The 22,777-nt window shown below is 59.6% G+C and carries 21 protein-coding genes; 14 read left to right on the forward strand and 7 right to left on the reverse strand.

All coding sequences use genetic code 11. The features are described 5' to 3' along the window. Positions 1-107: 107 nt before the first annotated feature. The 8 genes from hinT to ENGE1_RS08740 all read left to right on the forward strand — a co-directional run bounded on the left by hinT (position 108) and on the right by ENGE1_RS08740 (position 6,170). Positions 108-464: a purine nucleoside phosphoramidase gene (gene hinT, locus ENGE1_RS08705; RefSeq protein WP_043084524.1), complete on the forward strand. Its 357-nt coding sequence runs from the start codon at positions 108-110 to the stop codon at positions 462-464. A 3-nt stretch (positions 465-467) separates the two neighbouring features. Further along, the gene (locus ENGE1_RS08710) at positions 468-842 is read left to right on the forward strand and encodes a YcfL family protein (protein WP_043084522.1); all 375 of its coding nucleotides are present in this window, start codon (positions 468-470) and stop codon (positions 840-842) included. 22 nt (positions 843-864) lie between these two features. After that, the gene (lpoB, locus tag ENGE1_RS08715) at positions 865-1,482 is read left to right on the forward strand and encodes a penicillin-binding protein activator LpoB (protein ID WP_162268888.1); all 618 of its coding nucleotides are present in this window, start codon (positions 865-867) and stop codon (positions 1,480-1,482) included. Next, positions 1,463-2,287, forward strand: coding sequence for a thiamine kinase (gene thiK, locus ENGE1_RS08720; RefSeq protein WP_048252474.1), 825 nt, complete (start codon positions 1,463-1,465; stop codon positions 2,285-2,287). Before lpoB ends, thiK begins: the two co-directional genes overlap by 20 nt. 7 nt (positions 2,288-2,294) lie before the next feature. After that, complete coding sequence (nagZ, locus tag ENGE1_RS08725) at positions 2,295-3,320, forward strand: beta-N-acetylhexosaminidase (RefSeq protein WP_043086644.1); 1,026 nt, start codon at positions 2,295-2,297, stop codon at positions 3,318-3,320. A 38-nt stretch (positions 3,321-3,358) separates the two neighbouring features. Continuing rightward, positions 3,359-3,901, forward strand: coding sequence for an alpha/beta hydrolase YcfP (gene ycfP / locus ENGE1_RS08730; RefSeq protein ID WP_048252475.1), 543 nt, complete (start codon positions 3,359-3,361; stop codon positions 3,899-3,901). A 233-nt stretch (positions 3,902-4,134) separates the two neighbouring features. Beyond that, positions 4,135-5,439 (forward strand): NAD(P)/FAD-dependent oxidoreductase, encoded by a 1,305-nt coding sequence (locus tag ENGE1_RS08735; RefSeq protein ID WP_043084512.1) that lies wholly within the window; start codon positions 4,135-4,137, stop codon positions 5,437-5,439. 194 nt (positions 5,440-5,633) lie between these two features. Beyond that, on the forward strand, positions 5,634-6,170 hold the full coding sequence (locus tag ENGE1_RS08740; RefSeq protein WP_043084510.1) for a glycine zipper 2TM domain-containing protein: 537 nt from the start codon (positions 5,634-5,636) through the stop codon (positions 6,168-6,170). Between the two features lie 38 nt (positions 6,171-6,208). Here ENGE1_RS08740 and ENGE1_RS08745 read toward each other — a convergent pair whose 3' ends face one another. Next, complete coding sequence (locus ENGE1_RS08745; protein WP_048252476.1) at positions 6,209-8,107, reverse strand: methyl-accepting chemotaxis protein; 1,899 nt, start codon at positions 8,105-8,107, stop codon at positions 6,209-6,211. Between the two features lie 93 nt (positions 8,108-8,200). Beyond that, complete coding sequence (locus ENGE1_RS08750; protein ID WP_043084507.1) at positions 8,201-8,836, reverse strand: TetR/AcrR family transcriptional regulator; 636 nt, start codon at positions 8,834-8,836, stop codon at positions 8,201-8,203. A 354-nt stretch (positions 8,837-9,190) separates the two neighbouring features. Here ENGE1_RS08750 and bhsA point away from each other — a divergent pair, with 354 nt between their 5' ends. Further along, positions 9,191-9,448, forward strand: a complete 258-nt coding sequence (gene bhsA, locus ENGE1_RS08755; RefSeq protein WP_043084505.1) for a multiple stress resistance protein BhsA — start codon at positions 9,191-9,193, stop codon at positions 9,446-9,448. A gap of 87 nt (positions 9,449-9,535) precedes the next feature. Here bhsA and ldtC read toward each other — a convergent pair whose 3' ends face one another. After that, entirely contained in the window at positions 9,536-10,492 is a 957-nt protein-coding gene (ldtC, locus tag ENGE1_RS08760; protein WP_048252477.1) for a L,D-transpeptidase LdtC, read from the reverse strand. Between the two features lie 120 nt (positions 10,493-10,612). Beyond that, positions 10,613-14,059 (reverse strand): transcription-repair coupling factor, encoded by a 3,447-nt coding sequence (gene mfd, locus ENGE1_RS08765; protein ID WP_045288407.1) that lies wholly within the window; start codon positions 14,057-14,059, stop codon positions 10,613-10,615. A gap of 191 nt (positions 14,060-14,250) precedes the next feature. Here mfd and lolC point away from each other — a divergent pair, with 191 nt between their 5' ends. The 5 genes from lolC to cobB all read left to right on the forward strand — a co-directional run bounded on the left by lolC (position 14,251) and on the right by cobB (position 19,255). After that, positions 14,251-15,450: a lipoprotein-releasing ABC transporter permease subunit LolC gene (gene lolC, locus ENGE1_RS08770; protein ID WP_043084500.1), complete on the forward strand. Its 1,200-nt coding sequence runs from the start codon at positions 14,251-14,253 to the stop codon at positions 15,448-15,450. Further along, positions 15,443-16,144, forward strand: coding sequence for a lipoprotein-releasing ABC transporter ATP-binding protein LolD (gene lolD, locus ENGE1_RS08775; RefSeq protein WP_045288409.1), 702 nt, complete (start codon positions 15,443-15,445; stop codon positions 16,142-16,144). The genes lolC and lolD overlap by 8 nt, the downstream gene beginning before the upstream one ends. After that, positions 16,144-17,388 (forward strand): lipoprotein-releasing ABC transporter permease subunit LolE, encoded by a 1,245-nt coding sequence (gene lolE / locus ENGE1_RS08780; protein ID WP_043084497.1) that lies wholly within the window; start codon positions 16,144-16,146, stop codon positions 17,386-17,388. Before lolD ends, lolE begins: the two co-directional genes overlap by 1 nt. 119 nt (positions 17,389-17,507) lie before the next feature. Next, complete coding sequence (gene nagK, locus ENGE1_RS08785) at positions 17,508-18,419, forward strand: N-acetylglucosamine kinase (protein WP_048252478.1); 912 nt, start codon at positions 17,508-17,510, stop codon at positions 18,417-18,419. A gap of 14 nt (positions 18,420-18,433) precedes the next feature. Then, positions 18,434-19,255, forward strand: coding sequence for a Sir2 family NAD+-dependent deacetylase (gene cobB, locus ENGE1_RS08790; RefSeq protein WP_048252479.1), 822 nt, complete (start codon positions 18,434-18,436; stop codon positions 19,253-19,255). 59 nt (positions 19,256-19,314) lie between these two features. Here the strand turns inward: cobB and ENGE1_RS08795 are convergent, their stop codons facing one another. From ENGE1_RS08795 to potD, 3 genes are all read right to left on the reverse strand, one after another. Then, complete coding sequence (locus ENGE1_RS08795; RefSeq protein WP_048252481.1) at positions 19,315-20,532, reverse strand: hypothetical protein; 1,218 nt, start codon at positions 20,530-20,532, stop codon at positions 19,315-19,317. Positions 20,533-20,675: 143 nt separating this feature from the next. Next, positions 20,676-21,158 (reverse strand): Hcp family type VI secretion system effector, encoded by a 483-nt coding sequence (locus tag ENGE1_RS08800; protein ID WP_043084487.1) that lies wholly within the window; start codon positions 21,156-21,158, stop codon positions 20,676-20,678. A 437-nt stretch (positions 21,159-21,595) separates the two neighbouring features. Continuing rightward, positions 21,596-22,654, reverse strand: a complete 1,059-nt coding sequence (potD, locus tag ENGE1_RS08805) for a spermidine/putrescine ABC transporter substrate-binding protein PotD (RefSeq protein WP_043084485.1) — start codon at positions 22,652-22,654, stop codon at positions 21,596-21,598. Between the last annotated feature and the right edge of the window lie 123 nt (positions 22,655-22,777).

Consider the following 22,777-nt stretch of genomic DNA (forward strand, 5'->3'; position numbering starts at 1 on the left):
GAAAATGAGCAATCAGGTTGAAAGTGTGGGAGTAAGTCGCTCATACTCATACGCTCTTATCAGACGCGCTGATTGCCCGGCGATAATGGTTACTAAGGAAAAATGTCATGGCAGAAGAAACGATTTTCAGCAAAATTATCCGTCGCGAAATCCCGTCGGATATCGTGTATCAGGACGATTTAGTCACCGCATTTCGTGATATCTCGCCGCAGGCGCCGACCCATATTCTGATTATCCCCAATGTACTCATTCCGACGGTTAACGACGTGACCGCCGCGCATGAGCAGGCGCTGGGCCGGATGATGACCGTGGCGGCGAAGCTCGCCAAAGAAGAGGGCATCGCCGATGACGGCTACCGGCTGGTGGTGAACTGTAACCGCCACGGCGGGCAGGAGGTTTATCATATCCACATGCACCTGCTGGGCGGTCGCCCGCTCGGGCCGCTGCTTTCCCGTCAGGGCTAAACCATGAAGCGCACGCTGATGCTTGCCGCTGCGGCGGCGATGCTGCTGGCGGGTTGCCGCTCGCATCCGGAGATCCCGGTGGGCGATAGCCAGACGCTGGTGATGGAAGCTAACGTGCTGGCGGCCGGGATCAGCGCGGAAAATCCGGATCTCAAAACATCTGAAATTCAGTCCACCGCTTCCTCGCGTCTCTATAATGAACGCACCACCCCGGTGACCGTCCACTATCGCTTCTACTGGTACGACACCCGGGGACTTGAGATGCATCCGCTGGAAAAAACGCGCTCGGTGACGATCCCGGGGCAGTCGGCGGTGACGCTGTACGGCAGCGCCAATAGCCTGGGAGCACGCAAGGTCAGGCTTTATCTTTATCTTTAAGAGGTGATGAGCAATGAACACACTGAGCCGCTATGCGCTGATGACAGCCGTGGCGCTGATCCTCGCCGGCTGCGTGACGAAACGCGATGAGCCGGCGCCGGTTGAGCAGGCTAAGCCGCCGGTAGAGCAGCCGCCAACGACGGTCCCGACCGTGCCGCCCGTGCCGAAACAGCCGGGTCCTATTGAGAGCAATACCGGCACGGCGCAGCCCGCGCCGCGCGTGCGTCACTACGACTGGAACGGCGCCGCGCAGCCGCTGATGGGCAAGATGGCGCAGGCTGACGGTGTGCCCGCAGGCAGTATTCTGCTGATTGACAGCGTCAACAACCGCACCAACGGATCGCTGAATACCTCAGAGGCGACCGCAGCGCTGGGCGCGGCCCTGAAGGGCAACGGCAAATTTACCGTGGTATCGCCGCAGCAGGTGGCGGTGGCCAAGCAGCAGCTGGGGCTTTCGCCGCAGGACAGCCTCGGTTCGCGCAGTAAGGCGATGGGTCTGGCCCGCAGCGTGGGGGCGCAGTACGTGCTGTACTCAAATGCCACCGGCAACGTCAACGCGCCGACGCTGCAGTCGCAGCTGATGCTGGTGCAGTCCGGCGAGATTATCTGGTCAGGTAAAGGTGCCGTCTCCCAGCAGTAAGCTTTCGCGCGGCGCGCTGCTGTCGCGCTATTTCCCGCATTACCATGTCACCGCTCCCCCTGCCAGCGCAGGGCTGAGCGGCGGCAGCTGCATTATTGCGCGCGGCGGCGATCGCCTGGTGCTGCGCCAGCACCACGACGCCGCGGCGCCAGAGAGCCATTTCCGCAGACAGTATCGGGCCTTGCGCTCGCTCCCCGAGAGCCTCGCGCCGCGCGCGCTGGGCTATTATCCGGGCTGGATGGCGGTCGAGTATCTGCCGGGAGAGATCCCGGACGCCCTGCCGGCGGCCCGTGAGCTGACGGCTCTCCTTCTCCATCTGCACCGCCGGCCGCGCTTCGGCTGGCGCATCGCGCTGCTGCCGCTGCTGGAGCACTACTGGCAGTACAGCTCGCCCGCGCGCCGCTTTCCGCGCTGGCTGCGGATGCTTAAGCGGCTGCGCCGCCGGGGCGAGCCGCAGCCGCTGCGCCTGGCGCCGCTGCATATGGATGTCCATGCGGGCAATATCGTGCGCGGCGCGCAGGGGCTGCGCCTGATTGACTGGGAGTACGCCGGGGATGGCGATATCGCTCTTGAACTGGCGTCGGTATGGACGCAAAACGAGCAGCAGCGCCGGGCGCTGCTGGCCGAGTATACCCGCCAGGCATCGCTTGAGCAGGGGACGCTTGCGCGCCAGGTGGGCCGCTGGCGGCCCTGGGTGCTGATGCTGATGGCGGGATGGTATGAATATCGCTGGGCGCAGACCGGCGATAGGCAGTTTATTGCGCTGGCCGATGACGGCTGGCGGCAGCTAACGTTGAAAAAGTGAGGTGTATGTGGGTCCGGTAATGTTGGATGTCGAAGGCTACGAACTTGATGCCGAAGAGAGGGAGATTCTGGCCCATCCGCTGGTGGGCGGGCTTATCCTGTTTACCCGCAACTATCACGATCCCGCGCAGCTGCGCGAGCTGGTGCGCCAGATCCGCAGCGCGTCGAAAAATCATCTGGTGGTGGCGGTAGACCAGGAGGGCGGCCGCGTGCAGCGCTTTCACGACGGTTTTACCCGCCTGCCGGCGGCGCAGTCCTTTGCCGCGCTGCTCGGTCAGGAGGAGGGCGGCCAGCTGGCGGAAGAGGCGGGCTGGCTGATGGCCAGCGAAATGATCGCCATGGATATTGATATCAGCTTTGCGCCGGTGCTCGACGTCGGCCACATCAGCGCCGCCATCGGCGAGCGTTCGTACCACGCCGATCCGCAGGTGGCCCTGGCAATGGCGCGACGCGTTATCGACGGCATGCACGCCGCCGGCATGAAAACCACCGGCAAACATTTTCCCGGCCACGGGGCGGTAACGGCGGATTCGCACAAAGAGACGCCGCACGATCCGCGCGCGCAGGCAGAGATTCGCGCGAAAGACATGGCGGTGTTCAGCGCCCTGATAAGCGAGAACCGCCTTGACGCCATTATGCCGGCGCACGTCATCTATGACGACGTCGACCCGCGCCCGGCCAGCGGCTCTGCGCACTGGCTGAAGACGGTGCTGCGCGGCGAGCTGGGCTTCAACGGCGTGATTTTTTCTGACGATCTGTCGATGGAAGGGGCGGCGGTGATGGGCAGCTACGCCGAGCGCGGGCAGGCATCGCTGGACGCGGGTTGCGATATGATCCTCGTCTGCAATAATCGTAAAGGCGCCGTCAGCGTGCTGGATAACCTGTCACCGATCAAAGCCGAGCGTGTTACTAAATTGTATCATAAGGGTGAATTCACGCGTCAGGCGCTGCGGGACGCTCCCCGCTGGCAGCGCGTCAGCGCGCAGCTTGAAGTGCTGCACGAGCGCTGGCAGGCGTACAAAGAGACTCATTAATTCTCCCTTATCGGGACAGGCAGTATTGTGAGGATGTGATGATTATTTATTTGCACGGTTTCGACTCCAACAGTCCGGGAAACCACGAGAAAGTACTGCAGCTGCAGTTCATCGACCCGGATGTTCGTCTTATCAGCTACAGCACGCGCCATCCAAAACACGATATGCAGCATCTGCTTAAAGAGGTGAATAAGTTACTGCAATCGGCAGACGATGACCGGCCGCTTATCTGCGGCGTGGGGCTCGGCGGCTACTGGGCCGAGCGTATTGGCTTTCTGTGCGATATTCGCCAGGCGATTTTCAATCCCAACCTTTTCCCGCATGAAAACATGGAGGGTAAGATTGACCGGCCGGAAGAGTACGCCGATATCGCCACCAAGTGCGTGAATAACTACCGGGAAAAGAACCGCGACCGCTGCCTCGTTATTCTCTCCCGCCAGGACGAGGCGCTGGACAGTCAGCGCACTGCCGGGCTGCTGGATCCGTACTATGAAATTATCTGGGACGAAACCCAGACCCATAAATTCAAAAATATCTCCCCGCACCTGCAGCGCCTCAAGGCCTTCAAAACGCTCGGATAATCACCTCCCTCCGGCAGCATCAGGCTGCCGGAGCGGCGAAATGCGCCACGAACTGCTAAACTCGCTCAACTTTTCGGCGCCAAAATTGATTTACATCAATTTTGGTATGACCAATGCACCTGCCGTGTTATTCTCAATCCGCTGAATGGTTTCATGTCAATAACCTGTTGTTAATTAAGGGTTAAATAAATAACCTTTAGTTAACAATTGGTTGATATCTTTAGGGGGTCACGTTGACTGCACCATTAAAAAAAATTGTCATTGTCGGAGGTGGCGCCGGTGGACTGGAGCTGGCGACGCAGTTAGGCAAAAAGCTGGGACGCGGTAAAAAGGCGAAAATTACGCTGGTTGACCGCAATCACAGCCACCTGTGGAAGCCGCTGCTGCATGAAGTGGCTGCGGGATCGCTCGACGAGGGCGTGGATGCCCTGAGCTACCTTGCCCACGCCCGCAACCACCACTTCCAGTTTCAGCTGGGGTCGGTGACCGACATCTGCCGCGAGGCCAAAACCATCACGCTTGCCGAACTGCGCGACGAGAAGGGCGATCTGCTGGTGCCCGAGCGTAAGCTCCCCTACGACACGCTGGTGATGGCGCTCGGCAGCACCTCGAACGATTTCAACACGCCGGGGGTTCAGGAACACTGCATTTTCCTCGATAACCCGCACCAGGCGCGGCGCTTTCACCATGAAATGCTGAACCTGTTCCTCAAGCACTCCGGCAACCTCGGCCTGAGCGGCAAGGTCAATATCGCCATTGTCGGCGGCGGCGCCACCGGCGTTGAGCTGTCGGCCGAACTGCACAACGCGGTGAAGGAGCTGCACAGCTACGGCGTGAAAGGCCTGACCAACGAAGCGCTGAACGTCACGCTGGTGGAGGCGGGCGAGCGCATTCTGCCCGCGCTGCCGCCGCGCATTTCCAGCGCCGCTAATGAGGAGCTGAGCAAGCTCGGGGTGCGCGTCATGACCCAGACCCGCGTCACCAGCGCCGATGCCGGCGGCCTCAACACTCAGGAAGGCGAGCACATCAACGCCGACCTGATGGTGTGGGCGGCGGGCATCAAGGCGCCGGACTTTCTCAAGGACATTGGCGGACTTGAAACCAACCGCATCAACCAGCTGGTGGTCAATCCGACGCTGCAGACGACCCGCGATCCGGATATCTTCGCCATCGGCGACTGCGCCTCCTGCGCCCGTCCGGAGGGCGGATTTGTGCCGCCCCGCGCCCAGTCGGCGCACCAGATGGCGACCTGCGTGCTGAACAACATTCTGGCGCAGATGAAAGGTAAGCCGCTTAAAGAGTATGTCTATAAAGACTACGGTTCGCTGGTGTCGCTCTCCAACTATTCGACCGTGGGTAGCCTGATGGGCAACCTGATGCGCGGTTCAATGATGGTCGAGGGGCGGATAGCGCGGGTGATGTACATCTCGCTGTACCGGATGCACCAGATTGCGCTGCACGGCTATTTTAAGACCGGACTGATGATGATCGTCGGCAGGATCAACCGGGTTATCCGTCCTCACCTTAAGCTGCACTAAACCTCACGCCGGGGCCCGCGTTCGCCGGGCCCGTTTTAGGTTAATTCACTGTCGGCGTCCCTGAAAGGGTTAGGACTCCTCTGAATAGACCCGCCGCTGCGCTATTTACCGCATTTTTCATCCACTGTCTGATTTGCAGGTCAAGTCCCTTAGTTGCAAAATTGTTACCAACAGCAACATAAGGAGGAAGCCCCGTGAATAAATCTATGTTGGCGGGTATTGGTATTGGCGTCGCGGCTGCGCTGGGCGTTGCGGCAGTAGCCAGTCTTAACGTTTTCAGCAGCGGACCTAAATATGCCCAGGTCATTTCAGCAACGCCTATCAAAGAGACGGTGAAAACGCCGCGTCGCGAATGCCGGAATGTGGCCGTTACCCATCGTCGGCCGGTGCAGGACGAAAACCGCATCACCGGTTCACTGCTGGGCGCGGTGGCGGGCGGCGTGATTGGTCATCAATTTGGCGGCGGGCACGGTAAAGATATCGCCACCGTTGCCGGCGCGCTGGGCGGCGGCTACGCCGGAAACCAGATTCAGGGATCGATGCAGAACAATGATACCTACACCACCACGCAGCAGCGCTGCAAAACGGTGTATGACAAGTCGGAGAAGATGCTGGGATATGACGTCACCTACAAGATTGGCGACCAGCAGGGAAAAATCCGCATGGACAGGGATCCGGGAACCCAGATCCCTCTCGACAATAATGGTCAGCTGGTACTGAATAAAGCCTGATCTGACCTCGCGCCGGCATCTGACGGGGGCGCTCCCCGTCAGAGCCGGAAGCTGCCAATCACCTTCTCAAGCTCTCTTGCCTGTCTTTCCATCGAATGCGCCGCGGCGGCAACCTCTTCTACCAGAGCCGCATTCTGCTGCGTGGTGCTATCCAGCTGATTAATGGCAATATTCACCTGATCGATACCGCGGCGCTGCTCATCGCCCGAAGTACTTATCTCGGTAATCAGCACGCTGACGTTATCCACTTTTTCCCGCAGGACGGTCATCGTGGCGCCGGCCCGTCTGACCTGCTCGCTGCCCTGGCCTACGCTGCTGGCCGATTCATCGATCAGCTTTTTGATCTCCTGCGCCGACTGCGCGCAGCGCTGCGCCAGGGAGCGCACCTCGCCGGCGACCACCGCAAATCCGCGGCCGTGCTCGCCCGCTCTGGCCGCTTCGACGGCGGCATTCAGCGCCAGAATATTGGTCTGGAAGGCGATGCCGTCGATAACGCTGATAATCTCCGCCACGCGCGCGGAGGCGCCGGTTATGGCCTCCATGGTGGACATTACCTCACCGACCACCTGATTGCTCTGCAGCGCCGCCTCAGAGGCTTCTCCGGCCAGCAGGGTGGCCTGCCGGGCATTATCGGCATTTTGCCGCACCGTGCTGGTTATCTCTTCCATCGACGCGGCGGTCTCCACAATGGAGGCGGCCTGCGATTCCGTGCGCGAAGAGAGGTCGTTATTGCCGCTGGCGATTTGCCCCGAAGCGGCGGCAATTTGCGTGGCGCTGCTGCCCACCTGCGTCATCAGCGACTGCAGGAAAGCGATAAAGGTATTGAAATTGTTGATGATGGCGTTAAATTCCGGATTTTTGCTGGCCGCCAGCCGCTGGGTCAGGTCGGCGCCGCCGCCGGAAAGGGCGGCAATATTGCGATTTAGCAGCGCGACGTTTCTGAAGATATTTCTGACTATCGCAATGACGATCAGCATGATAAGCAGACCGAGTATCGCCTGCGCCACGATGAGCTTGGTCAGAATCGCATTCGACTGGCGGGCCAGCAGCGCATCGGGAATATCGACCGCCAGATACCACGGGCTGCCCGCGATAGCGTGGACAAACAGCGAGTGGCTGCCGTCCTGGCCGTCGTAGTGCCCGGCGTAGTCGCGCCGCTCTCCGGTTTGCAGCAGCGCCAGCAGCGGCGCGGCGGCGGGCAGATTGAAGCGGCTCAGGTTTGTCAGCGGCGCTTCTTCCTGCACCCGGGAGCCGTTGCCGATAATTTTCCCGTCCTTTTCAACGATCATCACTGTGCCTTCCACGGCCTTGCTCATCTCACGCGCCAGCTGATTGAAAAAGCCGAGGGTGACGTCGATTGTCGCTACGCCCCAGGGCTTGCCATCTTTGATTATCGGCATCGCGCAGTTGGTGCGGGGCTGAGGGCTGGCGGCATCCTGATAGGCCTGTGCCCAGGCGCACTGGCCCGCGCCGGCGCTCATTCCCGCTTTATACCAGGGTTGTTCCCAGTATTTCAGGGAATCGGGCTGATTCCACACGGTATTGAGCTGGAGATCGCCGGCGGCATTCCGGGCATAGAAGGTACTGAATCTCTCCCGCTGCGGGTCCCGCTGGCCGGGCAGCGGCCAGATGCCGCCGCCAAAGACGTTAAGATCTTTATACTGGTTTACCAGCAGCGGAAGCTGGGCGTCGATGGCATCACTTTGCAGGGCGGGAACCAGCTCGGTAATGGCCCGTTGCTGGGCAATGACCCGGTTCATTTGATCGGTGATGCTGCCGCTCTCAAGGCGCACCGTGGTCTGAATGTTTTTTAGCTCGGTGGCAGTGATCTGCGGAGCAATGAATAGCCGGATGACAATAAATGTCACCACCATAAGCAGCACGACAAAGCCCGCGAGTAGCAGGCTGATACGCGCCTGGGACGATCTCAATAGCATGATAATTTTCTCTTCCAGGTAGGGTACAGATAATTTCGGCCCGGAAGGAAAATACTTTAGGTGTACTCTGCAGCGCGCTGGCGGCGACAGCGGTCAGACTTTGAGGATCTGGGGCCAGAGCTTCATGGTGGTTTCGGTGATCTGCAGCAGCTTCTCATAGCTTGCCCCTTCACGGGCGCTCACCGACATGCCCTGTAAAATACAGTTCAAAAACTCGGCCAACTGGCCGACGGGCTTGTCCGCCGGAATTTCACCGCGCGCCTGGCGCTGGATCAGAAAGTCGCACAGCGTCTTCTCCTGCATGGCGTGCCGCGATTTAATGGTTTCGGCGATCTCTTTTGAGGACGCGGCGAGGGCGCTTGAGGTGTTGATCATAAAGCAGCCCGCCGGCGTATCCTTGCTGGTGTAGCAGGTGGCGACGGCGGAAAAATAGTCCCGCAGCGCCTGCTCAACGCTTTTCTCTTCGCAGAACAGATGCGCTTCGTGGCGGGCGGCAAAGCGTTCGATATAGCGATCCAGTACGGCGCGAAACAGCCCTTCTTTATTGACGAACTCGGCATAAAGGGTAGGTGCTTTTGCGCCCGTCGCTTCCACCAGATCGGCTAGAGAGGTGGCTTCGTATCCGTATTGCCAGAAGAGAGTCATGGCTTTATCCAGCGCGACTTCTCTGTCGAACATCTTGGGGCGACCCCGGCATTTTTTCGCGCAACCTGTGGCGTCAGCTGTCATGAGCCGTTGTACCTCCGTAATCATAGTGAACGATCATTATAAAAATAAACGGCGCTTACCACCAGCGCTGTCCGGCCTTATAAGAAAATCATAGAGATAAAATACAAATAGTGCTTTGCCTGGCGCGGGGAGGGCAGGTGCAGCGGTGGAGACGGGCGGGTAGCGTGAAAATGGATGAGAATTAATTTCTTAAAAATCAATACGAAAACGGTTGTTTTTGGCAATTTGTAGCATTTAAATAATGATCATTATAAAAACGTATTGACGAGTGATGGCGATCACACTATCATTTGTTTATCGATCGTTAACTTAAAGAAAACGACCACCTCGAATCATCTGCAAAGGTATAACATTATGAAAACAATTAACGCTCTGGCCATCGCTGCAGTACTCAGTTCTCTCTCATTCGCAGGTTTCGCTGCGACTGAGGTACAGTCCACGCCTGCGGGCCAGCAGAAAATGGGCATTATCTCCGCTAATGCCGGTCCTAACCTGGAGTCGCTGGAAAACGCGCTCGCTGAAAAGGCGGATGCCATGGGCGCGACTTCATTCCGAATTACCTCTGCTACCGGGCCGAACAACCTGCACGGTACGGCTGTAATCTATAAATAAGGCCCTCCTTATTTATTAACCCTAAGGCAATGCCACTGCCGACAAACAAAGCCCGCAACCCCGGTTGCGGGCTTTTCTGTCTTCGGCTTATAGCGCCTGAGGGGCATCGTGCCGGGTGACGTCTACCGGCATGCCGGCGCGGACCTCAAATACCCGCTCCATCAGCGCGGCGTCGGTGGCGGGCTGTTCGCGGAAGCTTTTCATCGCCGGAGTGAGCATGATGGGCATCAGCTGCGGATCATCGTCAATGTGCTTTGACAGCGGCTGGTGGACTTCAACCAGCCTTGCGCCGCCGGGCTCGGTAGAAACCTTAACGGGCGTATTGATGATGTTAACTTTGGTGCCCGGCGTGACTTTACGAAACAGCGTCTCGATGTCGGCATCGCGCAGGCGGATGCAGCCGGAGCTGACGCGCATGCCGATGCCGAAGTCGGCGTTAGTGCCGTGCAGCAGGTAAACGCCGCCGTAGGCCGCGAGGCGAATCGCGTGGTGGCCCATCGGATTGTCCGGCCCGGCGGGTACCACCGCCGGCAGATCGATACCGTTGGCCTTATAGCGGGCGCGGATATTGGCGGTGGGCGTCCAGGTGGGATTGGCGCGCTTGTCGGAGACCGTGGTCACCATCGTCGGCGTCAGCGTATCGCCGCCCAACTGGCCGATGCCGATAGGGTAAACGGTGACGCGGCCCTGGCCGGGCGGATAGTAGTAGAGCCGCAGTTCGGCGAGGTTTATCACGATACCTTCCCGCGGGGCGTCCGGCAGCAGAGTCTGTAAAGGGATGGTCAGTACGCTGCCCGCCCGGGGCAGATACGGATCGACGCCCGGATTGGCCTGCATCAGCGCCAGAAAGCCGACGTTATATTTTTTGGCGATCGCCTCCAGCGAGCCGCCGTCGTTCTCAACCACGTGATAGCGGTTTTCGCCCACCAGCCGGCTGCCTGCGGCGGGCAGCGGCCAGGTGTTGGCCCATGAAGGAAGCGCCAGCAGCAGGGCGGTGGTCGCCAGCGCCAGCCGGCGTTTGCAGGATGCGGAAAATGCGGACATAAGCGATGTGCTCAGCAGTCTAAGTGAAACGCGTATTATGGCTGCCGCGGGCGTGAGGATATTTCAGGATATTGCAAAGAGTCTGTAAATCCGGACCGGCGGGCGCCGGTCCGGTATTCATCAGGCGATAGCGTTCTCTGCCAGCTGCTGCATAAAGTCGCGCACCCACGCCATGCGGATTTTACGATCGCCAAGTTCGGCAAAGAACTTGAGCCGGGTCGGGCCGTCCAGGCGGTAGTGCTGCGGCTGCTTCTGCAGCAGGCCGATAAGCCATGCCGGGTTGACGTGGTTCTTCTCGTTAAACTCGATTACGCCGCCTTTCTCATTGCCTTCCAGCTTGCGGATGCCGAGCTTCTGCGCCTGCTGGCGCAGGCGGGCGATATCCAGCAGCGTGCGCGCCGCGTCCGGCAGCAGGCCGAAGCGGTCAATCAGCTCGACCTTCAGTTCGTCCAGCTCGGGCTCGCTTTTGGCGCTGGCAATGCGCTTGTAAAATGACAGCCGGGTGTTGACGTCGGGAATAAAGTCGTCCGGCAGCAGGGAAGGCATCCGCAGCTCAACCTCCGTCTGCTGGCTGGTCAGGTCCTCAAGCGACGGCTCGCGGCCCGCCTTCATGGCGTCCACCGCGTTCTCCAGCAGCTCCATATAGAGCGAAAAGCCGATGGTCTCCATCGATCCGCTCTGGCCCTCGCCGAGCAGCTCCCCGGCGCCGCGGATCTCCAGATCGTGGGTGGCCAGCGCGAAGCCGGCGCCCAAATCTTCCAGCGTGGCAATCGCCTCCAGCCGCTTCTGGGCATCGGCGGTCATCGCCTTCGGATGCGGGGTCAGCAGCCAGGCGTAGGCCTGGTGATGGGAGCGCCCGACGCGGCCCCGCAGCTGGTGCAGCTGGGCAAGGCCAAAATGGTCCGCCCGCTCGATGATGATGGTGTTGGCCGTCGGAATGTCGATCCCGGTTTCGATGATGGTGGTGCACACCAGCACGTTGAAGCGCTGGTGGTGGAAGTCGTTCATCACCCGCTCCAGTTCGCGCTCGCGCATCTGCCCGTGGCCGATAGCGACCCGCGCCTCCGGCACCAGCGCCGCCAGCCGGTCGGCGGCTTTCTGGATGTTTTCGACATCGTTATACAGGTAGTAGACCTGGCCGCCGCGCAGCACCTCGCGCAGAATGGCCTCGCGCACCACCAGGCTGTCGTACTCGCGCACGAAAGTTTTTACCGCCAGGCGGCGGGCCGGCGGCGTGGCGATAATCGACAGATCGCGCATTCCGCTCATTGCCATGTTCAGCGTGCGCGGGATAGGCGTCGCGGTCAGGGTCAGGATATCGACGTCGGCGCGCATCGCCTTGATGCGCTCCTTGTGGCGCACGCCGAAGCGGTGCTCCTCATCGACGATCAGCAGACCGAGATCTTTCCACTTCACGTCGCTCTGCAGCAGCTTGTGGGTGCCGATCAGGATATCGATCTTGCCTTCGGCGGCCTGCTCCAGCACCTGGGCCTGCTCTTTGGTGCTGCGAAAGCGCGACAGCATCTCAATGCGCACCGGCCAGTTGGCGAAGCGGTCGCGGAAGTTATCGAAGTGCTGCTGGGCCAGCAGGGTAGTGGGCACCAGCACCGCCACCTGTTTGTGGTTCTCAACCGCCAGGAACGCGGCGCGCATCGCCACCTCAGTTTTGCCGAAGCCGACGTCGCCGCACACCAGCCGGTCCATCGCCAGCGGCTGGCACATATCGGCGAGCACGGCGTTGATCGCCTGCGCCTGGTCCGGCGTGGTCTCAAACGGGAAGCTGTCGCAGAACAGCTGGTACTGCTCGCGGTCGTGCTTAAAGGCAAAGCCCGCTTTCGCCGCGCGCTGGGCGTAGATGTCCAGCAGCTCCGCCGCCACGTCGCGCACTTTTTCGGCGGCCTTCTGCCGCGCTCTCGCCCAGGCGTCGCCGCCGAGCTTGTGCAGCGGCGCGTTCTCTTCGGCGCCGCCGGCGTAGCGGCTGATCAGGTGCAGAGAGGAGACCGGCACGTAGAGCTTGGCGTCGTTGGCGTACATCAGCATCAGGTACTCGCCCTTGATGCCGCCCGCTTCGAGAGTGGTCATCCCCGCGTAGCGCCCGACGCCGTGCTCCAGGTGCACCACCGGCTGGCCTTCGTGCAGTTCGGCGAGGTTGCGGATCAGCGTATCCGGGTTGATGGCGCGGCGGGTGTCCTGGCGGCGGCGGGCAACCCGCTCGCCGAGGAGATCGCTTTCGCAGATCAGCGCCCGGTTGCGCCGGGCGTCGATATAGCCGTGCTCCGCGGAGCCTATCATCAGGTAGCGGCCCGCGCCGCTGGCGTCGTCGAGGCGCAGAATGCGCTTCGGCGACAGCTTGATGCGCGCCAGCAGCTCGCCGAGCGCCTCGCGGCGGCCCTCGCTCTCCACCGAGAAGATCACCGGGCCGTCGAAGCCCTCGAGAAAGCGGCGCAGATTGTCCAGCGGCGCCTTCTGCTGGGCCTGCACCGCCAGATCCGGCAGCGGGCGATAGTCGAGATTAACGTTGGCGGCTTTGTCGGCCAGCGCGTCGGTCCGAAGCTGCACCCGCGGCCACTTTTTCAGCTCGCCGAACAGCGCATCGGTACGCAGCCACAGCGCTTCCGGCGGCAGCAGCGGGCGCATCGGATCGACGCCGCGGTTCTCAAAGCGCGCCCGGGTGTCGGCCTCGAAGCGGTCGGCGCTGGCCTCAAGATCGCCGGTGCTGACCAGCAGCGTGTTTTTGGGAAAATAGCTGAACAGCGGCGGCAGCGGCTCGCTGAAGAACAGCGGCTGCCAGTATTCGATCCCGGCGGGCAGGGTGCCTTTGCTCACCTGCTGATAGACATGCTCCGCGTCGCGCTTAACCTCAAAGGTGTCGCGCCACTGGGTGCGGAACAGCTCAATGGCCGCTTTATCGGTTGGAAACTCGTGGGCGGGCAGCAGGTTTATCGCCTCTACTTCTTCCAGCGTGCGCTGGGTGTCGGCGTCGAATAGCCGCAGGCTGTCGATTTCGTCATCGAAAAAATCGAGGCGATAGGGCTGCTGGCTGCCCATCGGAAAGAGGTCCAGCAGCGCGCCGCGGGTGGCGTACTCACCGTGTTCCATCACCTGATCGACGTGGCGGTAGCCGGCGCTGTCGAGCTGGGCGCGCAGCGCATCGCGGGAGAGGCGCTGGCCTTTTTTCATCACCAGCGCGTGGCCGTGCAGATAGCTGTGCGGGCAGACCCGCTGCATCAGGGTGCTGACCGGGACAATCAGCACGCCGCGCTGCATGGCGGGAAGCTGATAGAGCGTCGACAGGCGTGAGGAAATTATCTCCTGGTGCGGCGAGAAGCTGTCGTAGGGCAGCGTCTCCCAGTCGGCCAGATTCATCACCAGCTGATCGGTAAACTGTCTGATTTCATCGTGCAGCCGCAGGGCGTTTTGCATATCCGGGGCAATGAGCACCACCGGCCCGGCGTGGCGCTCGGCGATTTCCGCCACTTCGGTGGCGCAGGCGGCGCCGGTCAGTTCGCCCAGCAGGCGCTGCTCGCCGGCGCTGGCGGGCAGGGTATAGCGTAGTTCTTCAGGCATAGTGCGTCTTGGGATCCGTAAAGGTTTGCTCCGGTTATGGGGGCAAACGTCCTGTCTTCAATGCAGATTATTATCCGCGATCCCCCGGGTTTAGCAAATCTGCTCGGCGTAAGCCGTTGACATCACGCATTTACGCTCCGCCCATTCGCTTATATACTCGGGCATCTGCTACCAGCAACCAGACGGATTACATGTACCAACCTGTCTCTCTCTTTATTGGCCTGCGCTACATGCGCGGGCGGGCAACGGATCGCTTTGGTCGCTTTGTCTCCTGGCTCTCGACAATCGGCATTACGCTTGGCGTAATGGCGCTGGTCACCGTCCTGTCGGTGATGAACGGCTTCGAGCGCGAACTGCAAAACAATATTCTGGGGCTGATGCCGCAGGCTATCCTCAGCGCCGACGGTAGCTCGACCAATCCGCAGCAGCTGCCGGAGAGCGCCGCGAAGCTCAGCGGCGTGACGCGAGTGGCGCCGCTGACCACCGGCGATGTGGTGATCCAGAGCGCGCGCAGCGTCGCCGTTGGCGTGATGCTCGGCATCGATCCTGCGCAGAACGATCCGCTGACGCCATACCTCACCAACATCAAACAGACCGCGCTGGCCGCCGGCCAGTACAACGTCATTCTCGGCGAACAGCTTGCCGAACAGCTTGGGGTCAACCGCGGCGACCAGATCCGCATAATGGTGCCCTCGGCCAGCCAGTTCACGCCGATGGGCCGTCTGCCCAGCCAGCGCCTGTTCAACGTCATCGGCACCTTTTCCGCCAACAGTGAAGTAGACGGCTATCAGATGCTGGTCAACATTCAGGACGCCTCGCGCCTGATGCGCTATCCGCAGGGCAACATTACCGGCTGGCGCCTGTGGCTTGATAAGCCGCTGGAGGTCGATACTCTCAGCCAGCAGAAACTGCCGCCGCACAGCAAATGGCAGGACTGGCGCGAGCGCAAGGGCGAGCTGTTCCAGGCCGTGCGGATGGAGAAAAACATGATGGGCCTGCTGCTGAGCCTGATCGTCGCCGTAGCCGCCTTTAACATCATCACCTCGCTGGGGCTGATGGTGATGGAGAAACAGGGCGAGGTCGCTATTCTGCAGACCCAGGGGCTGACGCCGCGGCAGATCATGGCGGTGTTTATGGTGCAGGGGGCCAGCGCGGGCGTGATCGGCGCGCTGCTCGGTACCGGCCTCGGCGTGCTGCTCGCCAGCCAGCTCAATAACCTGATGCCGATTATCGGCGCCTTCCTCGACGGCGGCGCGCTGCCGGTGGCCATTGAGCCGCTGCAGGTAATTATCATCGCGCTGGTGGCGATGCTGCTGGCGCTGCTGTCAACGCTTTATCCTTCCTGGCGCGCGGCCGCCACTCAACCCGCTGAGGCTTTACGTTATGAATAAGATCCTGCTGCAGTGCGACAGCCTGTGCAAACGCTATCAGGAAGGCACCGTGCAGACCGACGTGCTGCACAACGTCAGCTTCAGCATCGGCGAGGGCGAAATGATGGCGATTGTCGGCAGCTCCGGCTCCGGCAAGAGTACCCTGCTGCACCTGCTGGGCGGCCTGGATACGCCGACCTCCGGCGATGTTATTTTCGGCGACCGGCCGCTCTCTAAGATGTCTTTGGCAGCGAAGGCCGAGCTGCGCAACCGCGAGCTGGGCTTTATCTACCAGTTTCACCACCTGCTGCCGGACTTTACCGCTCAGGAAAACGTGGCGATGCCGCTGCTGATCGGCAAAAAGAAACCCGCTGAAATCGCCGAGCGCGCGAGGGCGATGCTGGACGCCGTCGGCCTCGATCACCGCCGCAATCACCGCCCGTCGGAGCTCTCCGGCGGCGAGCGCCAGCGCGTGGCGATCGCCCGCGCGCTGGTCAATGAACCGCGGCTGGTAATGGCCGATGAGCCGACCGGTAACCTCGACGCCCGCAACGCCGACAGCATCTTTAAACTGCTGGGTGAGCTGAATCAGAAGCAGGGTACCGCGTTTCTGGTGGTGACCCACGATCTGCTGCTGGCCAGGCGCATGGGCCGCCAGCTGGAGATGCGCGACGGCCACCTGAGCGCCGAACTGACCCTGACGGGAGCCGAGTAATGGCTTCTTCGCTCTCTCTGCTTATTGGCCTGCGCTTCCGCCGCGGGCGCCGGCGCAGCGGCATGGTGTCGCTGATCTCCGTTATCTCGACCGTCGGCATCGCGCTCGGCGTGGCGGTGCTGATCGTCGGCCTCAGCGCGATGAACGGCTTCGAGCGCGAACTTAACAACCGCATTCTGGCCGTGGTTCCCCACGGCGAAATTGAGCCGGTCAACCAGCCGTGGAACAACTGGCAGGAGGCCCTGGCCAACGTCCAGAAGGTGAAGGGTATCGTTGCGGCCGCGCCGTACATTCGCTTTACCGGCCTTGTTGAGAGCGGCAGCAATCTGCGCGCGATTCAGATTAAAGGCGTCGATCCGCAGCAGGAAACCCGCCTCAGCGCGCTGCCGACGTACGTGCAGAACAACGCCTGGGCGGGCTTTAAGGCGGGCGATCAGCAGATTATCCTCGGCAAGGGCGTGGCCGATGCCCTTAAGGTGAAGCAGGGCGACTGGGTCTCCATCATGATCCCCAACTCCGACAAAGAGCACCAGCTGATGCAGCCCAAGCGCGTGCGCCTGCACGTTACCGGTATTCTGCAGCTCAGCGGCCAGCTCGACCACAGCTTTGCCATGATCCCGATCGACGATGCCCGCCAGTATCTCGATATGGGCAGCAGCGTGACCGGCATCGCCCTGAAGGTGAACGACGTCTTCAGCGCTAACAAGCTGGTACGCGACGCCGGCGAGGTGACCAACAGCTACGTGTATATCAAGAGCTGGATCGGCACTTACGGCTATATGTACCGCGATATTCAGATGATCCGCGCCATCATGTATCTGGCGATGATCCTCGTTATCGGCGTGGCCTGCTTTAACATCGTCTCGACGCTGGTGATGGCGGTGAAAGATAAAAGTAGCGATATTGCGGTGCTGCGCACGCTTGGCGCGAAAGACGGGCTGATTCGCGCAATCTTCGTGTGGTATGGTTTGCTGGCCGGGGTGATGGGCAGCGTCAGCGGGGCGGTTATCGGCGTGCTCTGCGCCCTGAACCTGACCGCGATCATTAAGGGGATTGAAACCCTGATCGGGCATCAGTTCCTCTCCGGCGATATCTATTTTATTGACTTCCTGCCGTCTGAACTGCACTGGCTGGACGTCTTTTATGTCCTGATCACCGCCCTGGTGCTGAGCCTGCTGGCAAGCTGGTATCCTGCCCGCCGCGCCAGCCGCATCGATCCCGCCAGGGTGTTAAGTGGTCAGTAGTTCGGCGTCGTGCCAGCGACGACATCCGTAGGCCCGCGCAAGCGAAGCGCCGCCGGGCAACGCGCGGCACAACGTCATTTACGTCCTTGCCCTGTCGGGCAAGTTAAAGAGGAATGACCATGTACTACGGATTCGATATCGGCGGCAGCAAAATTGCCCTCGGGGTCTTCGACGGGCAGCGCAGGCAGCAGTGGGAAACGCGGATACCGACGCCGCACAGCGGCTACGACGCTTTTCTTGACGCCGTCTGCGGCCTGGTGGCGCAGGCCGATAGCCGCTTTGGCGTGAAGGGCAGCGTCGGCATCGGTATTCCCGGGATGCCGGAAACCGCCGACGGCACGCTTTACGCGGCTAACGTCCCGGCCGCCAGCGGCAGGCCGCTGCGCGCCGACCTCAGCGCGCGCCTCGGACGCGACGTGCGCCTCGATAACGACGCCAACTGCTTTGCGCTCTCCGAGGCGTGGGACGATGAATTTACCGCCTACCCGCTGGTGATGGGGCTGATCCTCGGCACCGGCGTCGGCGGTGGCCTGGTGCTCAACGGCAAATCGATAACCGGCCACAGCTACATTACCGGCGAGTTTGGCCACATCCGCCTGCCGGTGGATGCGCTGGAAGTAGTGGGGCGCGAATTTCCGCTCACCCGCTGCGGCTGCGGCCAGCTCGGCTGCATCGAGAACTATCTTTCCGGGCGCGGCTTTGCCTGGCTTTATCAGCACTACTATCAGCAGCCGCTGAGCGGGCCGGAAATCGTCGAACGCTGGCAGCAGGGCGACAAGCGGGCCCGTGAGCACGTTGAGCGCTATCTTGACCTGCTGGCGGTGTGCCTGGGTAACATACTGACTATCGTCGATCCCGATTTACTGGTGATCGGCGGCGGATTATCTAACTTTAGTGCCATTGCGGATGGCCTGGCCGCCCGCCTGCCGCGCCACCTGCTGCCGGTAGCCCGCGTTCCGCGCATCGAGCAGGCGCGCCACGGCGACGCCGGCGGCATGCGCGGGGCGGCATTTCTGCACCTTACGGATTAAACTCAGGAGCCCACATGCAGTCGCGCCGACTACCCCGACTTGTCCGCTTTCGTCGCAACAAACGTCGCCAGCGCCAGCGCCTGCGCCAGCGGCTATTTTTTAGAGATACAGCGGTACCCGATATGATGGAAAAACCAAGAGTCGTCGTACTGACCGGGGCAGGGATCTCGGCCGAATCAGGAATTCAGACCTTCCGCGCGGCGGACGGACTGTGGGAAGAGCACCGCGTTGAAGACGTCGCCACGCCGGAGGGCTTCGCCCGCGATCCGGCGCTGGTGCAGGCGTTCTACAACGCGCGCCGCCGACAGCTGCAGCAGCCGGCCATCGCGCCCAATGCCGCGCACCTGGCGCTGGCGAAGCTGGAGGCCGAACTCGGCGACCGCTTTCTGCTGGTAACCCAGAATATCGACAACCTGCACGAGCGGGCGGGCAGCCAGCGCGTTATCCATATGCACGGCGAGCTGCTGAAGGTGCGCTGCGCCTGGAGCGGACAGGTGCTGGAGTGGACCGGCGACGTGAATCCCGGCGACAAGTGCCACTGCTGCCAGTTTCCGCAGCCGCTGCGCCCGCACGTGGTGTGGTTCGGCGAAATGCCGCTCGGCATGGACGAGATCTACAGCGCCCTGGCCGCCGCCGATATCTTTATCGCTATCGGCACCTCCGGCCACGTCTATCCGGCGGCGGGCTTTGTCCACGAAGCGAAGCTGCAGGGGGCGCATACCGTCGAGCTGAACCTTGAACCGAGCCAGGTGGGCAGCGAGTTCGAGGAGAAGCATTACGGGATGGCGAGTGAGGTGGTGGTCACGTTTGTGGACGAGCTGTTGAAAGATCTGTAACGTGTCTGGCAGTACAATGTCTCCTCCGTTGGGACATTGTACTGCGCTCTCCGGGTCGGCTATAAAGTTAATTTGTCGAGCAGTACCATCCAGCCCATCGGTTCGCTGATAATGCTCTCCGCGTGATATTTATGAATTATCCTGCTCAGGCCGCGCTGGCTGAGGATCTCACTGATGATTTCCGTCGCTTTGCCATTGGTGGTTGTCTCTACGCGATCAAATAGCGCGCCGTTGCGATACCCGTCTCTTATTCTGTCGGTCTGATATTTCTTTCGAAATTGCTCTTTGTAAGCCAGGAAGTGTATTTGCTGACATATTTCTTCCAGCGCATCATTGTCAAGTTTAATGACGCTGTCGAAAATTTTTTTTGTTTGATTGAGATTGTCGGCGCCTGCTTTACCGGAGTTTTGCGACGGTGGCATTTGTTTATTGATCGCGAAATTAGTAATAAGTTTTTGAGTAAGATCAAGCGCGGGCGACACCGGTGCGACATAACTCATATCAGGGATCACGCCGCTACCGGGTAGCGATGAGAAGACGGCCGAAACGGTCTTTCTGGCGGTCTTCGCAGATTTAAGTTTGATAATAATGCCAAGGCCCTGTTTTAGCGTTGCGCTGTCAGCACCGATGGTGCCGGATGAGCCAATCTCTTTATTAATATTTATCAGCTTACACAGGTGAGCAATTGAATTCTTGCTTGAATCAATCGCCGTGCCTAAGTTGATAACGTTAATGCCGGCGGTGTGCGCCAGCGCCGGCGTGAAACCTACGGACGCGGATTTCCTGAACAGATTCTTTGCTTTCCGGTGGTGCAGATAGCTAAGGGTATTATTGTTAGCCTCTGGCCGGGTGAAACTCAGTAGGTTGTCAGCGGCTCTTTTCTCTTCCTGCGCCAGGGTTAACTGGTGGCCGCCGCGAGAAGCGGTGGCGCTATTTAACTGTGAAGTATTATAGTGGTATGAGGTCTGCGCATCGGGGTCCTGAGAGGGATCAACGTGAATGACTCTGGATTTTTCAAGGAGGTCGTAGAGAAAGTTTTTGATCAGCGGGTTCACACATTTATTAGGATCGTTTTTTATTTCACGTATTTTCTCTCCCCAGTCGATAACGCTGAGGATAACTTCAACGCCGCCCAGGCTATAACCCGAATAGTTATTATAGGTCATGCTGGCATCACCGGCCTTCAGACCACCATTGACGGTAGCATGGGTATTCTCGTGATTAGCTTTGATCTCTTTATACGATCTCTTACTGAATCGCTGGAGGAATGTTGTCATGATGAGTCCGCGAGAGTGGAGGTAAAATTAGCTTTCTGACGCTGGCAGAAAAAAGGCATGAATTAGCCCGTGGCATTTCTTAATACAACCGCGTGGCTGCGGGTAAGAAACGGACGTGGCTAATTCATCATGCGTGCAATGGCTTACGCTTCTTTATTTTCTTTGATGTTCCATCCGGCGGAGACTTCTGCCCCCTTACTGCCCTGCTGCGTCTGCTCCCAGTACTGCTGCTTAACCGAGGATGCCTGGAAAGAGTAGGCGACGCCTATTGTGTCATCACCACCTGCGCCGGTATAGCGCACGGAGGTCACGAGCACATCGGTTAAGGTGATTTTTGCGTATTCAACCTGGTTCCCGCCCGCTTTGCAGACGGACAGCTCAACACTTTTAACATGCTTACCGCTGGCGCAGTACTTAAGGATCGAGGGCGTCGCTTTATCAATAAGCGCAATGACTTCGAGATCGTTAAAATTTACTTTTCCGGCGCCGCCGCCGCCGCCTACCGACATATTGCCCGGCTGGCTTGCTCCCCACGAAAAAGAGTGTATGTCGGTCCAGTTTTTATGATTAGAATCATTGGATTCTCCCGTGACGCCTTCTACTTTCAGATACATATCGATAGACATATTTCATTCCATTAGCAGGTTAAGGATAAGCAGAGCAATTAATAAATAACGTTACCCTGTTGTCATTTCAATAAGTTTATTTACGGCAGTAACAATATGAGAGTTTTCTTAATAAGTAGCCCGCGTACTGCAATAAATCTGTCATAATTAACGACCGGCGATTCCTTCTGCTCATTGTTTATGCTGCTTTATATTAATAAAGGTTATGGTTTGCCTGATTATATGAATATGCAATGACTTTCATTCGAAAATAAATGCAAAAACTATTTTCTTCGCTGACGGAAGTACAGGCCGGAGGCGTTACATTTTGATGCTTTTTTAAATGAAATATCTTTATTTGAAATAAAGAGCGACGATGCGCCAGCAGAGGGGGGAAGCGGGAGATAGCGGGTTTACCGGGTAAAAGGAGCGTGATGGCACGCTCCCTCCGGGGACAATTATCGTCCGGCCTTCAGCCGCTGATAATACTCTTCATAAATCCGGCTGGCGTCGCCGACGTCGTTCTGCCACTCGCCTTTTTTAATGGTTTCCGCATCCGGATAGAGGCTCTTATCGTTCGCCACCTTCGGGTCCAGCAGCTTGCGCGCCGCCAGGTTCGGCGTCGGGTAGCCGATGGTTTCCGCCACCTGTTTCGCCACGTCCGGGCGCAGCAGGAAGTTAATCAGCTTCAGCGCGCCGTCGACGTTTTTGGCGTTGGCCGGAATGGCGAGGCTGTCCATCCAGAAAATGCCGCCCTCGGCGGGCCACACGGTTTCCAGCGGCGTACCGGCCTGGCGGGCAACGTAGGCAGAACCGTTCCACACCATGCCGACATTAACCTCGCCTTCCATATACGGATTCGCCGGGTTGTCGGAGTTAAAGGCCGCGACGTTTGGCATCAGTTTCTGCAGTTCGTGATAGGCGGCTTCAATCTCTTTCGGATCGGTGGTATTACCGGACTTACCCATTTTGAGCAGCGCCATCTGGAACACTTCCCGGGCGTCGTCGGTCAGCAGCAGGCTGCCTTTATACTCCGGCTTCCACAGGTCGGCCCAGCGGGTGACCGTTTTCGGGTCGATAGCGTCGCTGTTAACGCCGATGGTGGTCGCGCCCCAGATATAGGGGATCGAATAGTCGTTGTTCGGATCGAACGGCTTGTTGAGCATCTCGGGATCGAGATTGTGGAAGTTGGTCAGCTTGCTTTTATCTATCTTCTGGATCATGCCCTCTTTGCGCATCTTATCGACGAAGTAGGTAGAGGGGACCACCAGATCGTAGGCGCCCTGCTTATAGGTCTTGAGCTTGGCGTACATGGTTTCGTTCGACTCGTAGGTCGAGTAGATAACCTTGATCCCGGTCTCTTTAGTGAACTGCTCCAGCAGCCCCGGCGGGACGTACTCGGTCCAGTTGTAGAAGTAGAGCGTTTTATTGTCATTGTTCGGCGCATCGGCAGCGCTGGCGGCGTGAATGCCCATCGCCAGCAGACCTGCGGCTACCAGAGGTGACCACTTTTTCATTGAGCCTGATTCCCCATAGTGAAGGTCGAAGCAAGAGGCGAAGCCTCTCCATCCTGCGACGTTGCAGGGGCGCCATTATAGGAGCCGGGGAGCGGAGGGTAAAGGAAAGCGGGCGGAACCGAA

It is taken from the genome of Pluralibacter gergoviae ATCC 33028 = NBRC 105706 (assembly GCF_001598855.1).
GTDB classification, from domain to species: Bacteria; Pseudomonadota; Gammaproteobacteria; order Enterobacterales; family Enterobacteriaceae; genus Pluralibacter; species Pluralibacter gergoviae.

Coding starts and splice junctions, on each gene's coding strand:
- hinT (WP_043084524.1), top strand. CDS start 108: ATGGCAGAAGAAACGATTTTCAGCAAAATTATCCGTCGCGAAATCCCG.
- ENGE1_RS08710 (WP_043084522.1), top strand. CDS start 468: ATGAAGCGCACGCTGATGCTTGCCGCTGCGGCGGCGATGCTGCTGGCG.
- ycfP (WP_048252475.1), top strand. CDS start 3,359: ATGATTATTTATTTGCACGGTTTCGACTCCAACAGTCCGGGAAACCAC.
- ENGE1_RS08745 (WP_048252476.1), bottom strand. CDS start 8,107: ATGCTATTGAGATCGTCCCAGGCGCGTATCAGCCTGCTACTCGCGGGC.
- ENGE1_RS08750 (WP_043084507.1), bottom strand. CDS start 8,836: ATGACAGCTGACGCCACAGGTTGCGCGAAAAAATGCCGGGGTCGCCCC.
- bhsA (WP_043084505.1), top strand. CDS start 9,191: ATGAAAACAATTAACGCTCTGGCCATCGCTGCAGTACTCAGTTCTCTC.
- ldtC (WP_048252477.1), bottom strand. CDS start 10,492: ATGTCCGCATTTTCCGCATCCTGCAAACGCCGGCTGGCGCTGGCGACC.
- mfd (WP_045288407.1), bottom strand. CDS start 14,059: ATGCCTGAAGAACTACGCTATACCCTGCCCGCCAGCGCCGGCGAGCAG.
- lolC (WP_043084500.1), top strand. CDS start 14,251: ATGTACCAACCTGTCTCTCTCTTTATTGGCCTGCGCTACATGCGCGGG.
- lolD (WP_045288409.1), top strand. CDS start 15,443: ATGAATAAGATCCTGCTGCAGTGCGACAGCCTGTGCAAACGCTATCAG.
- lolE (WP_043084497.1), top strand. CDS start 16,144: ATGGCTTCTTCGCTCTCTCTGCTTATTGGCCTGCGCTTCCGCCGCGGG.
- nagK (WP_048252478.1), top strand. CDS start 17,508: ATGTACTACGGATTCGATATCGGCGGCAGCAAAATTGCCCTCGGGGTC.
- cobB (WP_048252479.1), top strand. CDS start 18,434: ATGCAGTCGCGCCGACTACCCCGACTTGTCCGCTTTCGTCGCAACAAA.
- ENGE1_RS08795 (WP_048252481.1), bottom strand. CDS start 20,532: ATGACAACATTCCTCCAGCGATTCAGTAAGAGATCGTATAAAGAGATC.
- ENGE1_RS08800 (WP_043084487.1), bottom strand. CDS start 21,158: ATGTCTATCGATATGTATCTGAAAGTAGAAGGCGTCACGGGAGAATCC.
- potD (WP_043084485.1), bottom strand. CDS start 22,654: ATGAAAAAGTGGTCACCTCTGGTAGCCGCAGGTCTGCTGGCGATGGGC.